Here is a 24,596-nt window from a genome sequence, read left to right on the forward strand (position 1 = left end):
TGCGAGCGGACGAGCGAGGGAGCCGGGCGGAAGGGGTGCGCATGCGTCGCGGGACGAACCTGCCGCGGATGGGCGACTTCAACCAGACCGTCGTGCTGGACGCGATCCGGCGGGCCGGTGACGGCCTGGCCCGCGCCGAGGTGGCCCGCCGCACCGGGCTGTCCCCGCAGACCGTGACCAACGTGGCGCGCCGGCTGCTCGACCTGGGCCTGGTGGTCGAGGAGGGCGAGGCCGCGCGCGTCGGCCCCGGACGCCCGGGCACCCTGCTCCGCCTGAGCCCGCCGAGCCGGTACGCGGTGGGCGTGCACCTGGACCCGGCGACGATGACCTTCGTGCTGCTGGACCTGTCCGGTGCGGTGGTGGCGCGGGCGCAGGTGCCGACGCCGGTGCCGGAGGACCCGGGTGCCGTGGTGGACGGGCTGGTGGCCGAGATCGAGGGGCTGATCGACGGCGCCGGGGTGGACCGCGAGCGGGTGCTGGGCGTCGGGATCGCGGTGCCGGGGCCGATCGACGTCGAGGCCGGGGTGGTGCTGGACCCGCCGCACCTGCCGGGCTGGCACGACGTGCCCCTGCGCGACGCGGTCGCCGAGCGGACCGGGCTGCGGGTGGTGCTGGACAAGGACGTGATCGCGGCGGCGAGCGCGCACCTGTGGGCGCCGGTGCAGCACGCGTCGGACTTCGTGTTCTTCTACCTGGGCACCGGTGTGGCGGTGTCGACGGTGCTGCACGACGAGGTGGTGCGGGGGGTCTCCGGGAACGCGGGGGAGTCCGGCCACCTGATCGCCGACCCGGACGGTGCCGCCTGCTGGTGCGGGCGGCGCGGCTGCCTGGGCGCGGTGCTGCGTGCGGAGGCGCTGGCCGAGCAGGGCCGGGCGGCGGGGGTCGCGCTGCCGGACTGGGGGGACGGCGACCCGCGCTCAGTGGACCGGGCGGTGACCGTGCTGTGCGCGGCCGCGGACGCGGGGCACGCGGGTGCCCGGGAGGTGCTGGTGCGCGCGGGGCGCAGCGTCGGCCGGGCGGCGGGGGTGCTGACCGATCTGCTGGACGTGCCGGCGGTGCTGGTCGGCGGGCCGCTGTGGGACCGGATCGCCCCCGCGGCGACGCCCGCGCTGGAGGCCGAGGTCGCCGCGCACCCGGTGCCCGGCGGCTACCCGGTGACCGTGACGTCCTCCGGCTTCGGCCCGCAGGTCGGCGCGGTGGGGGCGGGCTGCCTGCTGCTCGGCCAGGCGTTCACGCCCCGCCCGACCGACCTGCTGCTGGTCAGCTGACGTCCAGCAGGATCTTGCCGCGCGCCCGCCCGGACGCCAGGTGCGCGATGGCGGCGGCGACCTCCTCCAGCGGGTAGCGCCGGTCGATCGCCGGCGTCAGCGACCCGTCGGCGAGCGCGTCGCGCAGCGTGGCGAGGTCGCGCGGGTTCTCCGTCGCCAGCACCGTGCGCAGCCGCTGACGGACGAACGGGTCGAGCAGGGCGGCGCGTGCCTGGAGCCGCAGCCCGCCGCCGACGATCCTGCCGCCGCCCTCGCCGCCGACCAGCACCAGCGTGCCCCGGGGCGCGAGCAGCGCGCGCAGCCGGCGCAGGGGCGTCAGGCCGCCGGTCACCACGACGGCGTCGTAGCCGGTGCCGAGCGCCTCGGGGCGGGTGCGGTCCACCACGGCGTGCGCGCCGAGCGCGTGCAGCAGGTCGTGCTTCTCCGGGGTGGTGGCGGCGGTGACCTCGGCCCCGGCGCGCAGCGCGAGCTGCACGGTCAGCGACCCCACCCCCGCCGCCCGCGCCGAGCACCAGCAGGCGGGACCCGGCGGCGACGCGACCGGTGCGCAGGGCGTGGAGGGCGGTGGTCCCGGCCATCGGCACCGCGGCGGCGAGGTCGGCGGGCACGTGGTCGGGCAGGGTGGCCAGCCGGCGTTCGCGGCTGAGCGCCCGGTCGGCGAACGCCACCTCCGCCGCGCCGAGCACCCGGCCGCCGACCCGCAGCGCGCTCACCTCGGGGCCGACCGCGACCACGGTGCCGGCCAGGTCGGTGCCGAGGCCGGTCTCGTGCGGGGCGCGCAGCCCGAACGCGACCCGGGCCACCCGCGGCAGCCCGGTCATGATGTGCCAGTCCGCCATGGTGAGGCCGGCCACCTCGACCGCGACCACCACCTGGTCGCCGGTCGGCTCCGGCTCCGGGCGACGCCCCATCCGGAGGACGTCGCCGTACCGCTCCCGCTCCACCGCTCGCATCACGCGCCCCCGTCGGGCTCGTAGGAGAACACCTGGTCGATCGGCCGCTCCAGGGCGCGGGCGATCTGGAAGGCCAGCTCGAGCGAGGGCGAGTACCGGCCCTGCTCGACGGCGATCACGGTCTGCCGGGTCACGCCCAGCACCGCGGCGAGCTGCGCCTGGGTCAGCCCGGCGTCGGTGCGCAGCGCCCGCACCCGGTTGGTGACGGCGGTCGGTCTCACGTCCGGGAGATCTCCCGCTCACGCTCGTCGGTGACCGCGCGGTCGGGGGAGGCGGCGCCGAGCACGATCCCGGCGAGGATCCCCGCCACGATCGCGGCGCCGATGGTGGTGAGCAGCGGGCCGGCGTAGGCGACCTCGGTCAGCGGGCCGCCGTCGGCGCGGGACAGCACCACGGCGACGTAGCTGCCGTAGCCGATCAGGGCGATCAGCCCGAAGGCCCAGGTGCTCTTCTCCAGGTACGACATGGTGCCCTCCGCTGGATGTCAAAGATGTTTGACATCGGAACGGTAGGTCTCGTCGCGAGGGTGTGTCAAACATCTTTGACATGGGGCCGGATCGTCACGGTCCGGTATCGACCGGTTCGTTCCACTTGACAGCAATTCATCCAGACGTTGTAGTTATCGGGTCCCGGGCAGCGCCGCCCGGACCGTGCACGTGGAGCAAAGGAGCATCCATGCGTCTGCAAGCCGCTGTCGCCACGACCGGAGTCCTCGTCCTCGCGCTCGCCGCCTGCTCCTCCGGGGGCGGGGGAGGCAGCGACGACGACACCACGATCACCGTGGCCTACCAGAAGACCGCGCAGTTCGTGCAGCTCGACGACCTGCTGCAGAAGGCCAAGACCGAGTACGAGGCCGCGCACGAGGGCATGACCGTCGACCTGGTCGCGATCGAGGCCGAGCAGGACCAGTACTTCACCAAGCTCGCGCTGATGAACGGGTCGCCGGACACCGCGCCGGACGTCATCTACGAGGACACCTTCCAGATCCGCTCCGACGCCGCCGCCGGCTATCTGCTGCCGATCGACGAGTACGTGGACGCCTGGGAGGACTGGGACCAGTTCCCGGACAACGCCCGGCAGGCCGGCCTCGGCGACGACGGCAAGGTCTACGGCGTCTCGATGGGCACCGACACCCGCGGGATCTACTACAACAAGGACCTGTTCGCGCAGGCGGGCCTGCCGACCGACTGGCAGCCGGAGACCTGGGACGACATCCTCGACGCCGCGCGCACCATCAAGGCGGAGCTGCCGGACGTCACCCCGCTGAACGTCTACGCGGGCAAGGCCGCCGGCGAGGCCACCACCATGCAGGGCTTCGAGATGCTGCTCTACGGCACGCAGGACCAGCTCTACGACGCCGACAGCCAGAAGTGGATCACCGGCTCGCAGGGCTTCGTCGACTCGCTGGCCTTCCTCGACACGATCTACTCCGAGGGCCTGGCACCCTCGCTGGACATCGCGCTGGACGCCTCGGTCGGCGCCCGCGTCGCCACCGAGCTGCTGCCCGAGGGCAAGCTCGCGATGGCCGTGGACGGCTCCTGGCTGCCCGGCGGGTGGATCAGCGGCGACAACGCGTGGCCGGAGTGGGAGCAGACCCTGGGCATGGCGGCGATGCCGACCCAGGACGGCCAGGAGCCCGGCACCACGTCGATGTCCGGCGGCTGGACCCTCGCCGTCGGCGCGCACGCGGGCGACCCGCAGGCGGCCTTCGACTTCATCGCCACCGCGCTCAACCGCGAGAACTCCCTGAAGTACGACACCGAGAACAGCCAGATCGCGGTGCGCACCGACGTCGCCGAGGACCCGGAGTACCTGGGCTACAACCCGTCCTTCGAGTTCTTCTCCTCGCTGGTGGCCAACACGCACTTCCGCCCGGCCACCCCGGACTACTCGCAGATCTCCTCGAACATCCAGGTCGCCGCCGAGGCGATGGCCACCGGGCAGTCCACCCCGGAGGAGGCCGCCGCCGCGTACGACGACGGGCTGATCTCGATCGTCGGCGAGGACGCCACGCAGGCCGCGGGCTGATGACCTCGGTCACCCTCGACCGGACGGCGACGGGGTCGGGCGCTCCCCGGCCCCGCCGCCGCCCGGGGCGGACCGCGCTGCGGCTGGTGCCGCTGCTGCCGGCCGTCGTGCTGATGGCGGTGTTCCTCGCCGGACCGGTGCTGTGGTCGTTCTACGGCTCGCTCACCAACCAGGCGCTCACCGGCTACCGCGCCGCCCAGCCGGAGTTCGTCGGCCTGGACAACTACGCGGCGCTGCTGTCCGACGACGGCTTCTGGAAGGCCGTCGTGCTGACCGTCGTCTTCGTCGGGGCGTCGGCGGTGATCGGGCAGAACGTGCTCGGCATGGCGCTCGCGCTGCTGCTGCGGGCGACCAGCAAGGCCCTGCGGGCGACGGTCAGCGCGATCGTCGTGGTCGCCTGGGTGCTGCCGGAGATCGTCGCGGCGTTCGCGCTGTACGCGTTCTTCTCCACCGACGGCACGCTGAACAACGTGCTCGGCTGGTTCGGGCTGGACGGTCCGACCTGGCTGATCTCGGTGCCGATGCTGGCGGTGATCCTGGCGAACATCTGGCGGGGCACCGCGTTCTCGATGATGGTCTACGCCGCCGCGCTGTCCGAGGTGCCGCCGGACGTCACCGAGGCCGCCGCGATCGACGGGGCCACCGGCCCGCAGCGGTTCTTCCGGATCACGATCCCGATGATCCGCCGGTCGATCTCGACCAACCTCATGCTCACCACCCTGCAGACCCTCGGCGTGTTCACCCTGATCTGGGTGATGACCGGCGGCGGGCCCGGCACCGACTCCTCGACGCTGCCGGTGCTGGCCTACCAGGAGGCGTTCAAGTTCGCGCAGGTCGGCTACGGCACGGCCATCGCGACGGTGACCCTGCTGGTCGGGGCGGTGTTCTCGCTCGTGTACATCCGCGTGCTCAAGCCGGAGGTGGACTGATGGCCGCCCTGACCGCTCCTACCGTCGCCGGAGCCGGTGCCGCCCGTCGCGCCCGACGCCCCGCCCCGTCGGTCGCCTCGCCCCGTCGTCGCAGCGGTCGCGTGCTGGTGGCGATCGCCCTGGTCGCCGTCGGGATCGCGTTCCTGGTGCCGCTGGCGTGGATCGTGCTGGCGTCCCTCGACCCGGCCGCGACCGTGTCCGTCGGCCTGCCGGAGCGGTGGACGCTGGACAACTTCAGCCAGATCCTCACCTGGGAGCAGACCTTCCGGCCGCTGTGGAACTCGGCGCTGATCAGCGGTGGGACCGCGATCCTCACCGTGCTCGCGGCGCTGCTCGCCGCCTACCCGCTGTCACGGTTCCAGATGCGGTTCCGCAAGCCGTTCCTCTACACGATCCTGTTCGGCACCTGCCTGCCGATCACCGCGATGATGGTCCCGGTCTACGCACTGTTCGTGAACCTCGGGATGCTCGACTCGGTGCCCGGCACGATCTTCTTCCTCGCCGCGACCTCGCTGCCGATGGCGATCTGGATGACCAAGAACTTCATGGACTCCGTCCCGGTGTCCCTGGAGGAGGCCGCCTGGGTGGACGGCGCGGGGTCGATGACCGCCCTGGCCCGCGTGGTCGTCCCGCTGATGCGCCCGGGGATCGCCGTGGTGTTCATCTTCGTGTTCACGCAGGCGTGGGGGAACTTCTTCGTCCCGTTCGTGCTGCTGTTCTCGCCCGACAACCAGCCGGCCGCCGTCGCGATCTACAGCTTCTTCGGCACCTACGGCACCGTCGCCTACGGGCGGCTCGCGGCGTTCTCGATCCTCTACTCCGTCCCCGTGCTGGTGCTGTACCTGCTGGTGCAGCGGTTCTCCGGCGGCTCGTTCGCGATGTCAGGTGCCGTCAAGGGCTGACGCCCGCCCCCCGATCCTCCTGCGCGCCCCGGCGCGCCCGTCGACCCCGGAAAGGTCGTGCGATGCAGACCGAAGCAGCCCGTGTCCTCCAGCGTCTCGAGCGGTTCACCCACGAGCGGGTGCTGCCCGCCGTGCACGCCGCGCGCGCCCCGCTGACGGTGACCGCCTGGCACGTCCCGGGCGAGCCGGTGCCGTTCGCCGAGGCGGCGGGGCAGAGCTACGCCGACGCGCCGCTGGGCACGCCGTGGGGCGCCCCGTGGAGCACCACCTGGTTCCGGATGACCGGGGCGGTGCCGGCGGACTGGGCGGGCCGGGGGGACCGGTACGCGGTGGAGCTGGTGGTCGATCTCGGCTTCACGCTGTCGCAGACCGGGTTCCAGGCGGAGGGGCTGGTGTACCGGCCGGACGGCAGCACGATCAAGGGGCTGTCCCCGTTCAACCAGGCGGTGCCGTGGACCGGGACCGAGGTGGACGTGCTGGTCGAGGCCGCCGGCAACCCGGACATCGGCAGCGGCTCCTGGTACGCGCCCACCCCGCTCGGCGACCCGCTCACCGCCGGCACCGAGCCGCTGTACGCCCTGCGCTCGGCCGACGTCGCGCTGCGGGACGTCGAGGTGTGGGACCTCTGGCAGGACATCGTGGCGGTGCAGGGGCTGCTCGGGGTGATCGACCCGCTCTCGACCCGGTACGCGCGGGTGCTCCGCGCGCTGGACCTGGTGGTCGACGCCGTCGATCCCCGGGACGTCGCCGGCACCGCCACCGCCGGGCGTGCCGTGCTGGCGCCCGTCCTCGCGGTGCCCGCGGGCGGCGCGGGCCACCGCGTGCTCGCCACCGGGCACGCGCACATCGACTCCGCCTGGCTCTGGCCGGTGCGGGAGACCCGCCGCAAGTGCGCCCGCACGTTCTCCTCCGTGGTCGCGCTGATGGACCAGCGGGAGGACTTCGTCTTCGCCTGCTCCTCCGCGCAGCAGTACGCCTGGGTGCAGGAGAGCCACCCCGAGCTGTTCGCGCGCATCAAGAAGAAGGTCGACGCCGGGCAGTTCGTGCCGGTCGGCGGCATGTGGGTCGAGTCCGACACCAACCTGCCCGGCGGCGAGGCGCTGGCCCGGCAGATGGTCGAGGGCAAGCGGTACTTCCTCGACGAGCTCGGCGTCGAGACCCAGGACGTCTGGCTGCCGGACTCCTTCGGCTACACCGGCGCCCTGCCGCAGATCGTCCGTGCCGCCGGGTCGCAGTGGTTCCTGTCGCAGAAGCTGTCCTGGAACGACACCAACCGGATGCCGCACCACACCTTCCGCTGGGAGGGGATCGACGGCTCCCGGGTGCTCGCGCACTTCCCGCCGGTGGACACCTACAACTCCGACCTGTCGGCCCGCGAGCTCGCGCACGCCGAGCGGAACTTCGCCGACAAGGCCGTGGCCGACACCTCCCTGGTGCCCTTCGGCTGGGGCGACGGCGGCGGCGGCCCCACGCGGGAGATGCTCGCCTCCGCCGACCGGTTCCGCTCGCTGGACGGGGTGCCGCAGGTCGAGCTCGGCTCGCCGAACACGTTCTTCGAGCGGGCCTCCGCCGAGCTGGAGGAGTCGGGCGGCGGGGCGGTGTGGTCCGGGGAGATGTACCTGGAGTACCACCGCGGCACGTACACCTCGCAGGCGCGCACCAAGCGCGGCAACCGGCGCAGCGAGCACCTGCTGCGCGAGGCCGAGCTGTGGGCCGCCACCGCCACCGTGCGCACCGGTGCCGCCTACCCGGCAGCGGACCTGCGGGAGATCTGGCGCGAGGTGCTGCTGCACCAGTTCCACGACATCCTGCCCGGATCGTCGATCGGCTGGGTGTACCGGCAGGCGGAGGAGGCCTACGCCCGGATCGAGCAGCGGCTGGAGGCGATCATCGCGACGGCGCTCGCGGCGCTGGCCGGGCCGGGCGAGGGGACGGTGCGGGTCAACGCGGCGCCGCACGCGCGGGACGGGGTGCCGGCGCTGGGCGGGGCGGTCGGCGGCGCGGCGGGTGGATCGACCGGATCGATCGCGGTGCGGCGGGAGGCGGACGGGACCCTGCGGGTGACCAGCGACCGGCTCGACGTGCACCTGACTGCCGGCGGGCAGATCGACTCGCTGCGCGACCTCGCCGCCGACCGCGAGGTGATCCCGGCGGGCGCTCTGGCCAACCTGCTCCAGCTGCACCGCGACGTGCCGCGCCAGTGGGACGCCTGGGACATCGACGCCGAGTACCGGCGCACCGTCGAGGACCTGCTGGACGCGTCGGTGATCGAGGTCGCCACCGAGGGCCCGGACGCCGTCGTCGTGCGCGTGGTGCGGGTGGCGGGGGAGTCCACGATCACCCAGGAGCTGACCTTCCGGCCCGGCACCGCCGCGATCGAGATCGTCACCGAGGTCGACTGGCACGAGCGGCAGCGGCTGCTCAAGCTCGCCTTCCCGCTGGACGTGCACGCCGACCGCTCCGCCGCCGAGACCCAGTTCGGGCACGTCATGCGCCCCACCCACACCAACACCTCCTGGGACGAGGCCCGGTACGAGATCTGCGCGCACCGCTGGCTGCACGTCGGCGAGCCCGGCTACGGCGTCGCGCTCGCCAACGACGCCACCTACGGGCACGACGTCACGCGGGTCGAGAGCGCGGACGGCCGCACCGCCACCGTCGTCCGGCAGTCGCTGCTGCGGGCGCCGCTCTTCCCCGATCCCGAGGCCGACCAGGGCGAGCACACCTTCCGCACCGTCCTGCACGTGGGCGCCGAGATCGCCGACGCGGTGGTGGACGGCTACCGCGCCAACCTGCCGCTGCGCACGATCACCGGCGGCTCGGCGGTGACCCCGCTGGTCACGGTGTCGGCGCCGGGGGTGGTGGTCGAGGCGGTCAAGCTCGCCGACGACGGCTCCGGCGACGTCGTGGTGCGGCTGTACGAGGCGCTGGGACGCCGCGCGCGGGCAGCCGTCACGGCAGGGTTCGCGGCCGCCGGGGTGGTCGAGGTGGACCTGCTCGAGCGGCCTGTGCCGGCGTGCGCGGTCGTCGGCGCCGGGACGGCTGCGGATGCCTCCGGGGCCGATCTGGACCTGCGGCCGTTCCAGCTCGTCACCCTGCGGTTCGCCCGGGGCTGACGCCGCAGCGGCGCGGCACCTCGGCGGGCGGTCCGCCGGGGTGCCGTGGCCTGCGTCGGCGCACAGCCGGTGACCAGGTTCGTCCCAGGTCGCGGTGAGGTGGACGTGGCACCATCGGCCCTGGTGACGGCGGCGTACCGGTGTCACCCGTCCGCGCCCCGTCCCAGGAGACCCGTGTGAGCACCCGTCCGACCTCCGGCCAGCAGAAGCTCCCCAAGAAGGACCGCAAGGCCCTCGCTCGGGAGCTCGCCCGCATCGAGCGCGAGCGGGAGGTCGCCCGGCGACGACGCAACCGGCGCCTCGGCTGGGCCGGCGCCGGCACCACCGTCGTCGCGGCGGCCGTGATCGCGGTGCTCGTCGTGCAGGCGCAGGCCCGCGCCGGGCAGATCGGCCCGCACAACATGCTCAGCGACGGGCTGGTCCTCGGCGGCGACGGCAGCACCACCACCGCCGCACGCACCAGCGCCCTCGACCCGGGCGAGGACCCCACGCCCACCGTCGTCGACCGCAGCAGCGGCAGCGTCGACATCGTGGTCTACCAGGACTACCGCTCCGCCGACGCCGCCGCGTTCTGGTCCGCCTCCTCCTCCGCGATCGAGCAGTGGGTCACCGCCGGCTACGCCACGCTCGAGCTGCACCCGCTCGCGCTGCTCGACGGCACCACGATCTCCACCACCCCCACCCCGGCAGCGTCGGCCTCGGCCACCGCCGACCCCGACAACCAGCTCGGCACCATGGCGACCACCGGCGACTACTCCGCCCGGGCCGCCGGTGCGTTCGCCTGCGTCGCCGACACCCTGCCGGACAGCGCCCTCGCCGTGAACGACGCCCTGCTCGCCGCGCAGCCCGACCTCACCGAGGCCGGCCTGGACGACGACGACCTGCTCGCCCTGGTGCAGAACGCGGGCGTCACCGACGAGACCGTCGGCGACTGCGTGACCAGCGGCTCCTTCACCGACTGGGCGCAGGAGGCCACCGCGCGCGCCGCCGCGAGCGTGCCCTACGACGTCGGCACCGTCACCACCAGCCCCGTCGTGCTGGTCGGCGGGCAGCAGTACACCGGGGACCTCACCGACGCCGACGCGTTCACCGCGTTCATCAGCGAGGTCGCGCAGCAGCTCGCCGAGGAGGCCGCTGCCGCCGAGGCCGCCGCGACGCCCGCCCCGACCGACACGTCGAGCCCGACCGACACGTCCGCCCCGGTCGAGACCGCCGAGCCCGAGGACACCCCCACCGCCGGCTGACCCCCGCTGCGCGTGCCGCACGCGGACCCGCGCTCGCCGAGTTGTCATCTCTTGTCGCTTCCGGTCGTGCTGAAGCGACGATTCCTGACAACTCGGCGATGGGGACGGGCGCGTGCGAGCGGCTGCGGGTGCGCGCGAGCGGGCGCGGCGCGCGCGGCTCAGGCGCGGGTGGTGCGGGGGAGGGGGATCGCGGGATCGGTGGCGCGCTCGCGGTCGAGGTCTGGGAGCGTCGGCAGCGCGAACAGGCGCCGGGCGCCCGCGACGTCCTTCGGGCGGTCCACCGCGAGCACGGCGGTCAGCCGGTCCGTGCCCGGCGCGAACCACAGCACCGTCCAGCCCTCGGCGCCGGCCGGGTCGCCGCGCAGCAGCACCTCGTCCTGCGCGCCGGGCAGCCCGTAGAGCGCGAGCTCGTGCCCGAGCTGGGTGGAGAACACGTAGGGCGCGAGGTCGGTGCGCTCGGCGGTGGCGGTCGGGCTGCCGGACACGCTCGTCTCGCCGGGTGCGTGGGACGCCTCGGACCCGCCCGCGTCGTCGGACCTGCCGGTGCCGCCGCGCAGGCCGGGCAGGTCGGCGAGCAGGGCCTCGACCAGCACCGCCGGCCCGCGCAGCGCCGCGTCCCAGTGACCGCCGGGCACCCAGCCGTGCCGGGCCGACCGCCGACGCGCGACATCGCCCACCGCGCGCACCCGCGGGCTGCCGTCGATCGGTGCGTAGCCCTCGTCCACCAGCACCGATCCGTCGGCCTCGCGGGGCAGCGCGTCACCGATCCACCCGGTCGCCGGTCGCGCCCCCACCGCCACCAGCACCACGTCCGCCGGCAGGACGGTCGTGCCGGGCGCGTCGGCGTCCGGGAACGGCGCGCCAGGCCCGGGCTCGTCCGCCGACCCGCTCATCCCGGATGCAGAACCGTCGGCGACCCTGGCCAGCCGCACGCCCTCCGGGCCGACATCGGTCACCCGCACCCCGGTGAGCAGCCGGATCCCGGCCGCCGCGTACCAGGGCGCCGTCAGCCCGCCGACCCGCCCGCCGAGCGCCCCGGACAGCGGCGCCGACGTCGCCTCGACCACGGTGACCTCCACGCCGGCCGCCGCCGCGACCGTCGCCACCTCCGCGCCGATCCAGCCCGCGCCGACCACGACCAGCCGCCGGGGGCCGGTGCCGTCCGGCCCCGTGCCGCCCTCCGTCGCGTCGCTCGCCCCGGCCTCAGGACGGACCAGCGCACCGCCGCCAGCGCCGACCTCGCCGCCGCCGGCACCCACCCCCGCGCCGAGCGCCTCGCGCAGCGCCTGCGCGTCGGCGGCCGTGTGCAGCGTGCGCGCGCCGGACCACCCCGCGGGCCGCACCGCCTGCGCCCCGGTGGCGAGCACCACCGCGTCCGCGGCCACCTCACCGCGCGCCGTGCGCACCACGACCCCGTCGGCGCCGACGTCCAGCCCGGTCGCGGGCTGGTCGAGCCGCACGTCGTCGGCCAGCGCGAGGGCGTCGGCACCGAGCTCGTCGGCGAGCCACGCCGGGGACGGTCGGTCGATCAGATGCTTGGACAGCGGGGGCCGGTCGTAGGGCGGCACGCCCTCGGCGCCGAGCAGGGTGATCCGCCCGGTGAACCCCTGGGCGCGCAGCTCGACCACCGTGCGGGAACCGGCGAGCCCGGCGCCGACGACGACCACGTGCCCGGGTGCGGGCGAGGCGTCGGCAGGGCGGGGACGTGCGGGGTTCGCGAGGTCGGGCACCTGGCCACGGTAGTCTCGACCCGGCGGCCGGGTCGGCCGACCGGACATCACGAGCCGCGTGAGCGGCCCCTCTTGTGCACGCGGCACGGTGAGGATGCAGGCCCCCCGGGTGGGGTCGTCGTGGGAAGGAAGCGCACGCACGTGAGCCAGGCCACCCCGACGCCACCGGACCCGTTGGACGACCCGGACGCCCGCTACGACCCCGACGGGCAGCCGCTCGACCCCCGGGCCATCGCGCGCGCCTCGCTCGACGCCGGGCGCAACGCCTCGCTGTGGCTGGTGGCGCTGGGCGTGCTCGCGAGCACCCTGGTCGCGGTGATCGCGGGGACCCCCGCCGGTGTGCTGACGCTCGCCGGGGTGCTGGCGGTGTGCGCGGTGGTGCGCGGGGTGGTCCGCGGCAAGGGGCCCTCGGCGCTGGTGGTCCGGCGGCGGTCGGTGGACGTCACCGTGCTCGCCGGGCTGGCGCTCGCGCTGGCCGTGCTCTCGCAGGTCCTGCCGCCCTCCGCGCTCTGAGAGCGGGAGGACGGCAGGTCGGTCCGTCCGGTCAGTCCTGCGGGTCCGCCGGCTTCTGCTCGGTCGGCTCCGCGTCCGCGTCGTCCTCCGGGGACCCGGCGGTCGTCGCGGGTGCAGCCGGCTTCGCGCTCCCCGCAGCCTTCGGGGTCGCCGTGGACTTCGGGGCCGCAGCGGTCGTCGCCGGCTCCGTGACCGTCGTGGGCTCGGCAGCCGCGGCAGGCGTCCCGACCTCGACCGTCACGACCTCCTCGACCAGCACCTCCATCCCGTCCAGGTCCTCGTCCTCGTCCGCGACGACCCGCCCCGCGACCGGCGCCGCGAACGCGCGCACCAGCAGCCCGGCGAGCAGCGCACCGGCGAGCGGCGCGACCACGAACACCCACAGCTGCCCCCACACCCACGAGTCGGAGTACAGCGCGGCGGCGAGCGAGCGCGCCGGGTTCAGGCCGCCGTTGGTCAGCGGGACCGCCACCAGCATCGCGGCGGTGAGGGTCAGACCGCCGACCACGGGCACCAGCGCGGCGTGCGCGCGGTCGGTCGCGGCGCGGGCGGCCACGGCGAGCACCGCGCCGACCAGCACGGCGGTCAGCACGCCCTCGAGCACCAGCGTTCCGGTCAGGCCGAGGCCGGACATCGCCGAGGCCGCGTCGGTGGTGCGCACCAGCGGCGTGTAGAGGTCGAAGCCGTTGGCGAGCGCGGTGAACTGGGTGCGCTCGGTGCCCTCGAAGGGCGCGAAGGACGACAGCACCACGAACACCACCGACGAGGCCGCAGCGGCGCCGAGCACCTGGGCCAGCCAGTAGGGGAGCACGTGCGACCAGCGGGTGCGGCCGGCGACGGCGCTGCCCAGGGTGATCGCGGGGTTGAGGTGCCCGCCGGACACCGGTGCGGCGACGGCCGTGGCGGCGATCGTGCCCAGGCCGAAGGCCAGCGCCACGCCGAGGGTCCCGGCACCGCTGTACGAGGACAGCAGGAAGGTGCCGAGGCCGACCAGCAGCACGACGAAGGTGCCGAGCGCCTCCGCGGCGGTCCGTGCGAGCAGCCCGGCGGGCCGAGGGACGTCGCGCGGGTCGTCGCTCAGCAGGATGGTGCTCGGGACGGACTCGGGCGTGGCCGTGGACATGGTGCTCCGTTCGTCGGGCGGATGAGGGTCGTCACGCTGGCAGCGGGACCTGTGCGAGACCTGGACGCCGGCCGACCGCCGAAGTCTCTCGACGTCAAGTAACCTGGGGCGCATGGCGAAGATCAGGGTTGTGGGTCCGGTCGTCGAGCTCGACGGCGACGAGATGACGCGGATCATCTGGCAGTTCATCAAGGAGCGCCTGATCCACCCGTACCTCGACGTCGACCTGCGGTACTACGACCTGTCGATCGAGAACCGGGACGCGACCGACGACCAGGTCACGGTGGACGCGGCGCACGCGATCAAGGAGCACGGCGTCGGCGTCAAGTGCGCGACGATCACCCCGGACGAGGCGCGGGTCGAGGAGTTCGGCCTGAAGAAGATGTGGCGGTCTCCGAACGGGACGATCCGCAACATCCTCGGCGGCGTGGTGTTCCGCGAGCCGATCATCATCAGCAACATCCCCCGCCTGGTGCCGGGCTGGAACAAGCCGATCATCATCGGCCGCCACGCCCACGGCGACCAGTACAAGGCGACGGACTTCCGGGTCCAGGGCGCCGGCACGCTGACCCTGACGTTCACCCCGGCGGACGGCTCCGAGCCGATCCAGCAGGAGGTCGTGACGTACCCCGAGGGCGGCGGCGTCGCGATGGCGATGTACAACTTCGACGAGTCGATCCGCGACTTCGCCCGGGCGTCCTTCGCCTACGGCCTCCAGCGCGGCTACCCGGTGTACCTGTCCACCAAGAACACGATCCTCAAGGCCTACGACGGCCGGTTCAAGGACCTGTTCGCCGAGGTGTTCGAGGCGGAGTTCGCCGCCGAGTTCGCCACCGCGGGCCTGACCTACGAGCACCGCCTGATCGACGACATGGTCGCCTCCGCGATGAAGTGGGAGGGCGGCTACGTCTGGGCGTGCAAGAACTACGACGGCGACGTGCAGTCCGACACCGTCGCGCAGGGCTTCGGCTCGCTCGGCCTGATGACCTCGGTCCTGATGACCCCGGACGGTCAGACGGTCGAGGCGGAGGCCGCGCACGGCACCGTGACCCGGCACTACCGCCAGCACCAGGCGGGCAAGCCGACGTCGACCAACCCGATCGCCTCGATCTTCGCGTGGACCGGCGGCCTCAAGCACCGCGGCAAGCTGGACGGCACGCCGGAGGTCACGCAGTTCGCCGAGACGCTCGAGGACGTCGTCATCAAGACCGTCGAGAGCGGCAAGATGACCAAGGACCTCGCGCTGCTGGTCGGCCCGGACCAGGCGTGGCTCACCACCGAGGACTTCCTGGCCGCGCTGGACGAGAACCTGGCCGCGCGTCTGGCCTGAGCGCTCGCGCACGACCCGCGCCCCGTCCGTCCTGCCCCGTCCGCGGGCAGGCAGGGCGGGGCGCTGTCGTCATCTCGTGAAGCCACCCGGGCACCGGTCCGGCACGGCGTCACGTCGCTGTATCCTCGGAGACGTGGGCACTGATCGGGTGACCCCGGGATCGCAGTCTTCACTCCGTGAAGCCAACCGCGCCCGGATCGTGAGTGCCGTCCAGCAGCGTGGCTCCCTCACGCAGGTCGAGCTGGCCGGTGTGACGGGGCTGTCACCGGCGACCGTGTCGAACATCGTCAAGGAGCTCACCGGCGCGGGCGTGCTGCACACCGCACCCACCTCCCGCTCGGGCCGTCGCGCCCAGCAGGTCACCCTCGCCCGCAACCTCGGCCTGGTCGGCGGGATCCACTTCGGCTCGCGCTCGCTGCGCGTCGCCGTGGCGGACGTCGCGCACCGTGTCGTCGCCGACCAGCGGATGCCGCTGCCGCCGGACCACCGCGCCGACGCCGGCCTGGAGCGTGCCGCCCTGCTGCTCACCGAGCTGGTCGAGTCGGTCGACGCCACCATGCCCGAGGTGCTGACGGTCGGCGTCGGCGTGCCCGCACCGGTCGACCCGGCCACCGGGCGGATCGTCTCGGTCGGCATCCTGCGCGGCTGGGACGGCGTCTCGGTGACCGAGGTGCTGGAGCGCCGGCTCGGCGTGCCCGTGCGGGTGGACAACGACTCCAACCTCGGCGCGCTGGCCGAGCTGCGGATCGGCGCCGCCCGCGGCTACCGCGACGTCGTCTACCTCAAGGTCTCGCACGGCGTGGGCAGCGGGCTGATCGTGGACGGGCGCGTGCTGCACGGGCGGTCCGGCGCGGCGGGGGAGTTCGGCCACATCACGATCGACGACAACGGGCCGATCTGCCGGTGCGGCAACCGCGGCTGCCTGGACGCCCTGATCGGCGCCCCCGCGCTGCTGCGGATGCTGGAGGCCAGCCACGGCCACCTCACGCTCCCCGACGTGATCGCCCGAGCCCAGGACGGCGATCCCGGGTGCCGGCGGGTGATCTCCGACGCGGGCCGGCTGCTCGCCGTCGGTGCCGCGAACACCTGCAACCTGTTCGACCCCGAGCTGGTCGTGGTCGGCGGCCGGCTGGCCGAGGCCGGGCCGATCCTGCTGGACACGTTCCGCAGCGTGCTCGCCCAGCGCACCCTGCCAAGCACCGCCGGGCCGGTCGAGGTGGTCGCCTCCGAGCTCGGCACCGCCGCCGAGGTGCGCGGCGCCCTGGCGCTCGCCCTGGACCACGCGGGTATTGCCGGGACGGTGGCGATGGCAGGATGAGCCCCAGCGCGCACCGCCGGCGCGGCAGCCCGGCGCAGCAGCACGACGAGCACCACGAGCCCGCGGGCGGGACCACCGCAGCGGGTCGCAGCGACGACGCAGCGGAGGAGACCAGGTGACCTCGCCCCACGACACCGTCCGCTCGACGGCCGCCACGCCCGCGGCGAGCGCGGCACCGGCGCGCGTGCCGCCCGCCGCCCCGGTGCTCTCCGTGCGCGGCGTCTCCTTCAACTACGGTGCCGTGCGCGCCCTGGTCGACGTCGACCTCGACATCCACCCGCACGAGGTCGTCGCCATCGTCGGCGACATCGGCGCCGGCAAGTCCACCCTCGCGCGGGTCATGTCCGGCGCGCTGGTCCCGGACAGCGGGCAGATCGCCATCGACGGCCGCCCGGTCACCCTCGGCTCCACCCGCGACGCCCGCGCCCACGGCGTCGCCGCGGTGTTCCAGGACCTCGCGCTCTGCGAGAACCTCGACGTGGTGCAGAACCTCTACCTCGGGCAGGAGCTGCGCCGCGGCGGGTTCCTCGACGAGTCGCTGATGGAGAAGCGCGCCTGGGAGGTGCTCAACCAGCTCGCCGCCCGGATCGGCTCGGTGCACGCCCCCGTGCGCTCGCTGTCCGGCGGGCAGCGCCAGGCCGTCGCCGTCGCCCGCACCCTGGTCGGCAACCCGCGCGTGGTCGTGCTGGACGAGCCGCTGGCGTCCCTTGGCATCTCGCAGACCGCCGAGGTGCTCACCATGGTCGAGCGGCTGCGCGAGAGCGGGCTCGGCGTGGTGATGATCAGCCACTCCATGGTCGACGTGCAGGCCGTCGCCGACCGGATCGTCGTGCTGCGCCTCGGGCGGATCAACGGCGACTTCGACGCCGAGCACGCCTCCTACGAGGACCTGATCGCCGCGATCACCGGCATCACGCCGACCGGTCCGCTGCCGGGCGGGGGCGCCGGCGGGCGCGGTGGGGCGGGGCGCGGCGGGGCGCTGTAGCAGCGCGCTGCGGGGTCAGGGCAGGTCGTCGGGGTCGAGGTGCATCCAGGCGAGCGGGCCGCGTCCTTCGCCGAAGCTGATCCAGACCGTGGTCTGCGCACCGTTCTGAGTGGCCTCCAGCACGCCGACCGGGTGCTTGTCCGCGTCGAAGATGCTGCACCCGAGCATGCCGTCCCGGGTGCGTTGGCCGGTGAGCTCATAGCCTTGCTCGGCGTCGACCTGGACGCACACGGCGGGATGGAGCCCGAGCAGTCGGGTGGCACTCTCCACCTGCTGCTGGACCGAGTCGAGGGTCTGCCCGTCGTCGTAGGTCGCCTCGGCTGAGATCCCCTGGAGGGCGGGGTGCCACTTGTCCGTCTGCGGGTCGGGGTAGCGGCGGCCCGAGTCAGGATCGGCGGGCAGTGCGAGACGGCGGAACTCGGGGGCCAGGTCGATCGCGGCCTGCTCCCAGGGGTCCGGTCCGATCGACCGCACGACGGCGATTGCGACTCCCGCCACCGCCACGAGGGCGCTCAGGACGATCAGCCGGCGGCGTCGTCGTCGCGGGTGGCGCGCGGCGTCGCGCAGGGTCACGGGAGGTCCTCGGGCTGGACGCCCACCCACCTCAGCGGTCGACGTCCCTCGCCGAACGTGAGCCACACCGTGGTCTGCTCGCCGTCCTGCGTGGCTTCGAGCCATCCGACAGGGTGCTTGTCCGCGTCGAAGATGCTGCATCCGAGCATGCCGTCCCGGGACCGGGAACCGGAGCGCTCGTAGCCCTCTTCGGCGCCGACCTGGATGCAGACGGCGGGGTAGAGCCCGAGCCGGTCGGTAGCCGTCTCTGCGCTCTGCTGGATCGAGTCGAGCGTCTGGCCCTCGCGATAGGTCACACGGGTGGAGATGCCCTCGAGGGGTCGACTCCACTTCCCATTATCGGGTGGGCCGAACGGATCCACGTAGGACGGATCGGGTGGCAGCGCGAGGATGCGGAACTCGCGGGCCATGTCGATGGCGGCCTGCTCCCACGGCTCCGGCCCGATCGACCGCACGATCGCCACCACCACGGTCGTGAGCACGACGACGGCGCCCGCGGTGACCAGCAGCCACCGGGGCGGTCGACGGCGCTCCCGCTCAGGCACGACGGCCCTCGATGCCTCGCGCGTGCAGCGGTCGCGCGACCAGTGCGGCCGCCACGAGCAGCAGCGCGAGCACCGTGAGCGGGAGCACGACCCCTGCCGGCCGGGGCGTGGGTTCGGCGGTGGTGACCGCGGTGTCCTCCTCCGGCGCTGCCGGGATCGGTGACAGCGTGGGGGCTTCCGGGGCGGCGAGCACTGCGGACGTGCCGGGCCCGGGATCACCGGGAGTCTCCTGCGCCCCGGTCGTGGCGCTCGGGACGGTGGTGTCGACGGCGTCGGGGACCGTGCTCGGCGCGGGGTCGGTCGCGGTGGTCGCCCCCGCATCACCCACGGTGCCGGTGGTATCGGTGCCGGGCGCGTCCGGCGTGTCGCTGTCCACGACGTGCTCGACGGCGGTGAGGCCGAGCATCGTGCCACCCGCCTCGTCCGTGCCGACCACCTCGACCGCGAGCAGCCCGGCCGTCGCGGGCGCGGGGACCTGCGTGCAGAGGGTGCCGGCGGCGTCGGCGGTCGCCGTGGTGACGGTCGGCTCCTGCTGGTCGAGCGTCACCGAGACGGTCACCTCGGTGCTGGGGGCGAAGCCGTGCGCGGACACCGGCAGGTGCTCGCCGGTCACGAGATCGGTGCAGGTCGGCACGGTGCTGTGCGGAGCGGCGATCAGGACCTCGGTGAAGACGGTGGCCGCGACGGCCGCCACGGTCTCCGCGGCGTAGCGGGCGAGCACCGCTTCCGGGTCGGTGACGACGAGCGGGTCGATGTCGGGTGCCTGCGTGCTGTCCTCGGTCGGCGGGTCGGCGGCGGTGAACGGCTGAGCGTGCGGGCGGGTCGGGACACCGTCCAGCGCGTCCTGCACGACGGCGGCGTAGTCCGCGACGCCCTTCTCGTTCGGGTGGAACGACGCGGCGCTCACCCACCCGCCCAGGTCGTCGGGGCGGGAGGGCACCTGGACCGGGAACAGGTGCTCGTCGCGGTCGCAGACCAGGTGGCTCTCGAAGGCGTCTCGGACGTCGGCCACCGCGATCCCGTGCGCAGCGGCGCGGCGGTGCACGATCTCGGCGAAGACGTCGGCCTGCCCGCGGATCCAGCGACGCTCATCGTTCTCCAGCACGAGGCAGGTCTTCCCGAACAGCCCGGCGACCCAGCTGCTGCTCACCAGCCGGGGGTAGGTCAGCGCGACGATCTCGGTGTCGGGGCGGGTGCGCTCCCGGATCTGGGTGTAGATGCTGTCGAGCTCGCTGCCCATCAGCGCCAGTCGGATGGTGGCCCAGTCCTGCAGCGAGACGCTCCGCCCGGCCGCGTCGTCCACGAACCCGTCCCGGTAGCAGCGCAGCTGCGTCATGCAGTGCGTGACGATCGGTGCGAAGCCCATGTCGTTGCCGCCGATCGACACCGTGACCAGGTCGGTCTCGGTCGTCAGCGACCGGAACTGCAGTGGGATCTTCTCGCCGTTCTTCTCCTGCTCGGTCGTGTCGAGGTTGACCATCCGCGCCCCGGAGCACGCGGCGAAGTCCATCAGCGTCCCCGGGTCGTCCTGCGCCTCGCGCGCGATCGGCTGGGCGTGGCCGGTGCGGGTGAGCCGCATCGGCCAGCCCGTCCAGGACCGGTGGCAGAGGAAGAGGAAGTCCTCGCTCTCCCGGTCGAAGGCGTCACCGATGTACGGGGACACGCCCTCCCCGGAGGCGTAGGAGTCGCCCAGTGCGACGTACTGGAAGGTCCTCCCGACGGTCACCTCCACGCGGTCCGTCGAGGACGAGCCGTCGAGGTACCGCGCGGTCGCCACCACGGTCCGCCGGCCGTCCCGTACCCCGGGGACGGTCGCCGCCCACCGGCCCAGCGAGTCCACGCTCGCCGCCGCGTGGATGCCGTCGATCTCGACGTCGATCCCGGCCAGACCGGCGGGCAGGCTGCTCGACAGCGCGTGGGTGAGCGTCGCCGGGTCGGTGACCGGCACGCAGGCCTCCTGTCCCGCCTCGGCCAGCCGAGCGAGCGCCGATCCGGTGGTGCATGCGCCCGCACCTGCGCCGATCGCGAAGGTCCGCAGCCGCACCCGCTGCTCGCGCACCAGGGCGAGCGTGCTGTCCGACAGTGTGCCCTCGCCGTCCGAGAGCAGGAACACCACCCTCCGTCGGCCCGCGACCGCGGGCTCCTCGAACGCCTCGACGGCGGCGCGGACCGCGTGGTCGAAGTCCGTCCCGTCGGCCAGCCGCCACGCCACGTACTGCCCGATCCGGGTCGCGGTCAGCGAGGCGGCCACCGTCGTCAGTCGGGGGATGACGTCTCGGCCACCCTCGGTGTCACCGGGCTTCACCCAGGAGGGGCTCTCACCCGGGTCGGGGTCGGGGTCGACGGTGGCCACCTGGGCGGTCCGGGCGAAGCCTGTCAGCCCGACGCTGACCAACCCGGCCGAGGCCGGCCGGGCACGCAGCGACCCGTTGAGCGCCGCCACCGCAGCGATCTCGCAGTCGAGCACGTCGCCACGGCGCCCGTCGGCGTTGAGGTCGTCACCCGCCGCGGTGCCGTCGCCGTCGCAGTCCATCCCGCGCACCCCGCCGGGCCGCGACGTCGAGCCGGACACGTCCACCACGAACTGCACGGCCACGTCGGCCGACGCGTCGACCCCCACCGCGCCGGTGACGGTGACGTCCGGGCCGTCGACCCGCGCGTCGGGGGCCGGGGAGGTGATGCTCACCGGGTGGCCGTCCGCCTGCGCGGCCGCGGCGACGGGTGCGGTGAGCGGGAGCAGCGTCGCCGCGAGACCGACCGCCAGCGCGGCGGCGACCGCGCGCGTGGGGGTGCGGTCGGTACTGGGTGCGTCGGGACGTGGGACGGGACGACGTGGTCGGTGCGGGGCGATCATCCGGCGAAGGTAGGGGCCTCAGGACACGGTCCAGCGCCAGACCTGCGGTTTTCTCCGCGGGTGCCTCACGCCCCAAGAGGCCCACATCGTGACGATCACGCGGATCTGCGCGGGTCCAGGCCCATTCGGGTGCCTTGCGGAAAAACGAAGGTCTGCCCGCAGATCAGCCCCGACCTCCCCGATCGAGCCCGTTCGCGTCAGCGGAAGACGATCGTCCGGTGCCCGTCCAGCAGCACCCGGTGCTCGGCGTGCCAGCGCACCGCGCGTGCCAGCGCCCGGCGCTCGACGTCCTGACCCAGCGCGACCAGGTCGGGCACGGAGCGGGTGTGGTCGACGCGCTCGACGTCCTGCTCGATGATCGGGCCCTCGTCCAGGTCGCCGGTGACGTAGTGCGCGGTGGCGCCGATCAGCTTGACCCCGCGCTCGTGCGCCTGCGCGTAGGGGCGGGCGCCCTTGAAGGACGGCAGGAACGAGTGGTGGATGTTGATGATCCGCCCGCTCAGCGCCCGGCAGAGGTCGTCGGACAGGATCTGCATGTAGCGGGCCAGCACGACCAGCTCGACGTCCAGCTCCTCGACGAGGGCGAGCAGTCGCGCCTCGGCCTCGGCCTTGGTGGCGGCGGTGACCGGCACGTGGTGGAAGTCGATGTCGTAGAACGCCGCCAGGTCGGCCAGGGCGGTGTGGTTGGACACCAGGCCGACGATGTCGATCGGCAGGCCCTCGGAGCGCTGCCGGAACGCGAGGTCGTTCACGCAGTGCGCGGCGGTGGACCCGAGCAGCAGGGTGCGCATCGGTCGGCCGGCGACGTCGAGCGACCAGGTCATGCCGAACCGCTCGGCGAGCGTGCGCAGCGCGCCCTCCAGGCCGTCGCGCGGGCCCTCCGCGGTCACGGCGACCCGCATGAAGAACAGCCCGGACAGCGGGTCGCCGAACTGCTGCGACTCGGTGATGTTCCCGCCGTGCTCGGCCAGCAGACCGGCGACCGCGGCGACGATGCCGGGGCGGTCGGGGCAGGACAGGGAGAGCACCCAGGAGGTCGGGGCGGGGGTCGTCTCAGGCACGAGGGGAGGGTACCGGCGTGCGGTGCCGGCCCGCCCGCGCGACCGGTGGGTGGGCGTCCGCGACCGGTGGACCGCACGGTGCATCCGGCGCTCATGACGCGGGCGGTGGTCGGTCCCATGCCGAGGCTGCGACGATGGGGGCATGAGCGAGACCGAGGTGACCATCCGGCCCGTCGAGGACGCCGACGCCGGCGAGCTGCTCACGCTGCGGCGTGCGGGGTTCGTCACCGAGGCGCAGCAGTACGACGACCCGCACATCCCGCCGCTGACGCAGACGCTGGACGAGCTGCGCGCCGACATCGCCACCGAGGGCGTGGTCACGCTCGGCGCGTGGGCCGGGCACCGGCTGGTCGGCTCGATCCGCGTCGTGCTGGAGGGGCGCAAGGCCACCCTGGGCCGGTTCGTGGTCGCCCCGGACCAGCAGGGCCACGGCATCGGCACCCAGCTGCTGCTGGCGATCCTGCCGCACCTGCCCGAGGCCGTGGACGAGATCTGGGTGTTCACCGGGCGGGACACCGTGCAGAACCTCGCGCTGTACGAGGAGCACGGCTACACGCACGAGCACGACCGGACGGTGGGGGACCTGACGTTCGCCTACCTGCGCCGGATCCTCGGCGACGCGCAGCCCGCGTAGTCCGCACCGCGGACCCTGCTGGACGCGGCCGGGCGCCTTGCTACGCTGGCCCGGTCGTGACTGGCGCAACGGGTGGGCTACCACCGGGGAGCGACGCAGCAGCAGACTTCGGGTCGGACGCCTGGGCCCAGCGGTCATCCCACACCCACCGGTGTGCGGCCGACGCCGACCCGCACCGCTGACTGCCGAGGAGACGCATGAGCGCCGAGAGCACGCCCCTGCTGGACCAGAACCTGTCCGAGGTCGACCCGGAGATCGCCGCCGTGCTGGACGGTGAGCTCGCCCGGCAGCAGGACACGCTGGAGATGATCGCCAGCGAGAACTTCGTCCCCCGCGCGGTGCTCCAGGCGCAGGGCTCCGTCCTGACCAACAAGTACGCCGAGGGCTACCCGGGCCGGCGCTACTACGGCGGCTGCGAGCAGGTCGACATCGCCGAGAACCTGGCGATCACCCGCGCGAAGGCGCTGTTCGGCGCGGAGCACGCCAACGTGCAGCCGCACTCGGGCGCGACCGCCAACGCCGCGGTGCTGCACGCGCTGGCGAACGCGGGCGACCGGATCCTCGGCCTGGAGCTGGCGCACGGCGGCCACCTCACGCACGGCATGAAGATCAACTTCTCCGGCAAGCTCTACGACGTCGCCGCGTACGGCGTGAACCCGGACACCTTCCTCATCGAGCCGGAGGCGATCCGCGAGGCGGCGCTCACGCACCGTCCGACCGTGATCATCGGCGGCTGGTCGGCGTACCCGCGCCAGCTCGACTTCGCGGCGATGCGCGAGATCGCGGACGAGGTCGGCGCGAAGCTGTGGGTCGACATGGCGCACTTCGCCGGCCTGGTGGCCGCGGGCCTGCACCCGTCCCCGGTGCCCTACGCCGACGTGGTCTCCTCGACGGTGCACAAGACGATCGGCGGCCCCCGCTCGGGCTTCATCCTGAGCAAGGAGGAGTACGCCAAGAAGATCGACTCCGCGGTGTTCCCGGGCCAGCAGGGCGGCCCGCTGATGCACGTGATCGCGGCGAAGGCGGTGTCCTTCAAGATCGCGGGCTCGGACGACTTCAAGGACCGTCAGCAGCGCACGATCGACGGCGCCCGGATCATCGCGGAGCGGCTGACCGCCCCGGCGGTGCGCGGCGCGGGCGTCTCCGTGCTGACCGGCGGCACCGACGTGCACCTGGTGCTGGTGGACCTGCGCGAGTCGGCGCTGGACGGCCAGCAGGCCGAGGACCTGCTGCACGCCGTGGGCATCACGGTGAACCGCAACGCGGTGCCGTTCGACCCGCGCCCGCCGCGCGTCACCTCCGGCCTGCGGATCGGCACCCCGGCGCTCGCGACCCGCGGCTTCGGCGACGCCGAGTTCACCGAGGTGGCGGACGTGATCGCGACGGCGCTCACCGACGGCGCGGCGGCGGACGTGACCGCCCTGCGCGCGCGGGTGACCAAGCTCGCCGAGGCGTTCCCGCTGTACCCCGGCCTCCAGCAGTACTGAGCG

General features: G+C 73.9%; 21 protein-coding genes, 1 pseudogene and 1 riboswitch. Of the genes and pseudogenes, 12 read left to right on the plus strand and 10 right to left on the minus strand.

The features are described from left to right. Positions 1-41: 41 nt before the first annotated feature. Positions 42-1,268, plus strand: a complete 1,227-nt coding sequence (locus tag ACZ5HG_RS04490) for an ROK family transcriptional regulator (RefSeq protein WP_464180657.1) — start codon at positions 42-44, stop codon at positions 1,266-1,268. Here ACZ5HG_RS04490 and ACZ5HG_RS04495 read toward each other — a convergent pair. The 4 genes and pseudogenes from ACZ5HG_RS04495 to ACZ5HG_RS04510 all read right to left on the minus strand — a co-directional run bounded on the left by ACZ5HG_RS04495 (position 1,261) and on the right by ACZ5HG_RS04510 (position 2,687). Next, entirely contained in the window at positions 1,261-1,758 is a 498-nt protein-coding gene (locus ACZ5HG_RS04495; protein ID WP_464180658.1) for a zinc-binding dehydrogenase, read from the minus strand. The genes ACZ5HG_RS04490 and ACZ5HG_RS04495 overlap by 8 nt on opposite strands. A gap of 202 nt (positions 1,759-1,960) precedes the next feature. Next, a pseudogene (locus ACZ5HG_RS04500) lies at positions 1,961-2,221 on the minus strand (alcohol dehydrogenase catalytic domain-containing protein); the annotation flags it as partial. Continuing rightward, positions 2,221-2,442 (minus strand): helix-turn-helix transcriptional regulator, encoded by a 222-nt coding sequence (locus tag ACZ5HG_RS04505; protein WP_464180660.1) that lies wholly within the window; start codon positions 2,440-2,442, stop codon positions 2,221-2,223. The pseudogene ACZ5HG_RS04500 and the gene ACZ5HG_RS04505, both read right to left, overlap by 1 nt. Beyond that, entirely contained in the window at positions 2,439-2,687 is a 249-nt protein-coding gene (locus tag ACZ5HG_RS04510) for a hypothetical protein (protein WP_464180662.1), read from the minus strand. The genes ACZ5HG_RS04505 and ACZ5HG_RS04510 overlap by 4 nt, the downstream gene beginning before the upstream one ends. Before the next feature lie 209 nt (positions 2,688-2,896). Here ACZ5HG_RS04510 and ACZ5HG_RS04515 point away from each other — a divergent pair, with 209 nt between their 5' ends. The 5 genes from ACZ5HG_RS04515 to ACZ5HG_RS04535 all read left to right on the plus strand — a co-directional run bounded on the left by ACZ5HG_RS04515 (position 2,897) and on the right by ACZ5HG_RS04535 (position 10,440). Next, a complete protein-coding gene (locus ACZ5HG_RS04515; protein ID WP_464180663.1) occupies positions 2,897-4,249 on the plus strand; it encodes an extracellular solute-binding protein in 1,353 nt (450 codons plus the stop codon). After that, the gene (locus tag ACZ5HG_RS04520) at positions 4,249-5,178 is read left to right on the plus strand and encodes a carbohydrate ABC transporter permease (RefSeq protein ID WP_464180664.1); all 930 of its coding nucleotides are present in this window, start codon (positions 4,249-4,251) and stop codon (positions 5,176-5,178) included. Before ACZ5HG_RS04515 ends, ACZ5HG_RS04520 begins: the two co-directional genes overlap by 1 nt. Further along, positions 5,178-6,080, plus strand: a complete 903-nt coding sequence (locus ACZ5HG_RS04525) for a carbohydrate ABC transporter permease (RefSeq protein WP_464180665.1) — start codon at positions 5,178-5,180, stop codon at positions 6,078-6,080. Before ACZ5HG_RS04520 ends, ACZ5HG_RS04525 begins: the two co-directional genes overlap by 1 nt. A 62-nt stretch (positions 6,081-6,142) precedes the next feature. Beyond that, entirely contained in the window at positions 6,143-9,196 is a 3,054-nt protein-coding gene (locus ACZ5HG_RS04530) for an alpha-mannosidase (RefSeq protein ID WP_464180666.1), read from the plus strand. Positions 9,197-9,372: 176 nt separating this feature from the next. Continuing rightward, positions 9,373-10,440, plus strand: a complete 1,068-nt coding sequence (locus ACZ5HG_RS04535; RefSeq protein WP_464180668.1) for a DsbA family protein — start codon at positions 9,373-9,375, stop codon at positions 10,438-10,440. Between the two features lie 158 nt (positions 10,441-10,598). Here the strand turns inward: ACZ5HG_RS04535 and ACZ5HG_RS04540 are convergent, their stop codons facing one another. Further along, entirely contained in the window at positions 10,599-12,170 is a 1,572-nt protein-coding gene (locus ACZ5HG_RS04540) for an FAD-dependent oxidoreductase (RefSeq protein ID WP_464180669.1), read from the minus strand. Positions 12,171-12,311: 141 nt separating this feature from the next. On the opposite strand from ACZ5HG_RS04540, the gene ACZ5HG_RS04545 reads away from it, so the two are divergent. Next, a complete protein-coding gene (locus tag ACZ5HG_RS04545) occupies positions 12,312-12,683 on the plus strand; it encodes a DUF3017 domain-containing protein (protein ID WP_464180670.1) in 372 nt (123 codons plus the stop codon). Between the two features lie 31 nt (positions 12,684-12,714). Here ACZ5HG_RS04545 and ACZ5HG_RS04550 read toward each other — a convergent pair whose 3' ends face one another. Continuing rightward, a complete protein-coding gene (locus tag ACZ5HG_RS04550) occupies positions 12,715-13,806 on the minus strand; it encodes an MIP/aquaporin family protein (RefSeq protein WP_464180671.1) in 1,092 nt (363 codons plus the stop codon). Between the two features lie 112 nt (positions 13,807-13,918). Here ACZ5HG_RS04550 and ACZ5HG_RS04555 point away from each other — a divergent pair, with 112 nt between their 5' ends. From ACZ5HG_RS04555 to ACZ5HG_RS04565, 3 genes are all read left to right on the plus strand, one after another. Further along, positions 13,919-15,136 carry an NADP-dependent isocitrate dehydrogenase gene (locus ACZ5HG_RS04555; RefSeq protein ID WP_464180672.1) on the plus strand — a complete coding sequence of 406 codons (1,218 nt, stop codon included), beginning with the start codon at positions 13,919-13,921 and terminating at the stop codon, positions 15,134-15,136. Between the two features lie 199 nt (positions 15,137-15,335). Then, positions 15,336-16,454: an ROK family transcriptional regulator gene (locus tag ACZ5HG_RS04560; protein WP_464180674.1), complete on the plus strand. Its 1,119-nt coding sequence runs from the start codon at positions 15,336-15,338 to the stop codon at positions 16,452-16,454. A gap of 184 nt (positions 16,455-16,638) precedes the next feature. After that, complete coding sequence (locus ACZ5HG_RS04565) at positions 16,639-17,439, plus strand: ATP-binding cassette domain-containing protein (protein ID WP_464182098.1); 801 nt, start codon at positions 16,639-16,641, stop codon at positions 17,437-17,439. 15 nt (positions 17,440-17,454) lie between these two features. Here the strand turns inward: ACZ5HG_RS04565 and ACZ5HG_RS04570 are convergent, their stop codons facing one another. From ACZ5HG_RS04570 to purU, 4 genes are all read right to left on the minus strand, one after another. After that, the gene (locus tag ACZ5HG_RS04570) at positions 17,455-18,012 is read right to left on the minus strand and encodes a hypothetical protein (RefSeq protein WP_464180675.1); all 558 of its coding nucleotides are present in this window, start codon (positions 18,010-18,012) and stop codon (positions 17,455-17,457) included. Further along, positions 18,009-18,557, minus strand: coding sequence for a hypothetical protein (locus ACZ5HG_RS04575; protein WP_464180676.1), 549 nt, complete (start codon positions 18,555-18,557; stop codon positions 18,009-18,011). The genes ACZ5HG_RS04570 and ACZ5HG_RS04575 overlap by 4 nt, the downstream gene beginning before the upstream one ends. Further along, a complete protein-coding gene (locus ACZ5HG_RS04580; protein WP_464180679.1) occupies positions 18,550-21,411 on the minus strand; it encodes a GDSL-type esterase/lipase family protein in 2,862 nt (953 codons plus the stop codon). Before ACZ5HG_RS04580 ends, ACZ5HG_RS04575 begins: the two co-directional genes overlap by 8 nt. Before the next feature lie 197 nt (positions 21,412-21,608). Then, positions 21,609-22,472: a formyltetrahydrofolate deformylase gene (gene purU / locus ACZ5HG_RS04585; protein ID WP_464180680.1), complete on the minus strand. Its 864-nt coding sequence runs from the start codon at positions 22,470-22,472 to the stop codon at positions 21,609-21,611. A 142-nt stretch (positions 22,473-22,614) separates the two neighbouring features. Between purU and ACZ5HG_RS04590 the strand changes: the two genes are divergently transcribed. Further along, positions 22,615-23,106, plus strand: coding sequence for a GNAT family N-acetyltransferase (locus tag ACZ5HG_RS04590; protein ID WP_464180681.1), 492 nt, complete (start codon positions 22,615-22,617; stop codon positions 23,104-23,106). 46 nt (positions 23,107-23,152) lie between these two features. Next, a riboswitch (ZMP/ZTP riboswitch) is annotated at positions 23,153-23,240 on the plus strand. A gap of 63 nt (positions 23,241-23,303) precedes the next feature. Beyond that, positions 23,304-24,593: a serine hydroxymethyltransferase gene (glyA, locus tag ACZ5HG_RS04595; protein WP_464180683.1), complete on the plus strand. Its 1,290-nt coding sequence runs from the start codon at positions 23,304-23,306 to the stop codon at positions 24,591-24,593. The last annotated feature ends 3 nt before the right edge of the window (positions 24,594-24,596 follow it).

The sequence above is a fragment of the Cellulomonas sp. GTC20042 genome (assembly GCF_055389595.1).

What these genes read in the sequence shown, in the direction of transcription:
- ACZ5HG_RS04490 (WP_464180657.1), top strand. Translation starts at nt 42, where the DNA reads ATGCGTCGCGGGACGAACCTGCCGCGGATGGGCGACTTCAACCAGACC.
- ACZ5HG_RS04510 (WP_464180662.1), bottom strand. Translation starts at nt 2,687, where the DNA reads ATGTCGTACCTGGAGAAGAGCACCTGGGCCTTCGGGCTGATCGCCCTG.
- ACZ5HG_RS04515 (WP_464180663.1), top strand. Translation starts at nt 2,897, where the DNA reads ATGCGTCTGCAAGCCGCTGTCGCCACGACCGGAGTCCTCGTCCTCGCG.
- ACZ5HG_RS04520 (WP_464180664.1), top strand. Translation starts at nt 4,249, where the DNA reads ATGACCTCGGTCACCCTCGACCGGACGGCGACGGGGTCGGGCGCTCCC.
- ACZ5HG_RS04525 (WP_464180665.1), top strand. Translation starts at nt 5,178, where the DNA reads ATGGCCGCCCTGACCGCTCCTACCGTCGCCGGAGCCGGTGCCGCCCGT.
- ACZ5HG_RS04530 (WP_464180666.1), top strand. Translation starts at nt 6,143, where the DNA reads ATGCAGACCGAAGCAGCCCGTGTCCTCCAGCGTCTCGAGCGGTTCACC.
- ACZ5HG_RS04550 (WP_464180671.1), bottom strand. Translation starts at nt 13,806, where the DNA reads ATGTCCACGGCCACGCCCGAGTCCGTCCCGAGCACCATCCTGCTGAGC.
- ACZ5HG_RS04555 (WP_464180672.1), top strand. Translation starts at nt 13,919, where the DNA reads ATGGCGAAGATCAGGGTTGTGGGTCCGGTCGTCGAGCTCGACGGCGAC.
- ACZ5HG_RS04580 (WP_464180679.1), bottom strand. Translation starts at nt 21,411, where the DNA reads ATGATCGCCCCGCACCGACCACGTCGTCCCGTCCCACGTCCCGACGCA.
- ACZ5HG_RS04590 (WP_464180681.1), top strand. Translation starts at nt 22,615, where the DNA reads ATGAGCGAGACCGAGGTGACCATCCGGCCCGTCGAGGACGCCGACGCC.
- glyA (WP_464180683.1), top strand. Translation starts at nt 23,304, where the DNA reads ATGAGCGCCGAGAGCACGCCCCTGCTGGACCAGAACCTGTCCGAGGTC.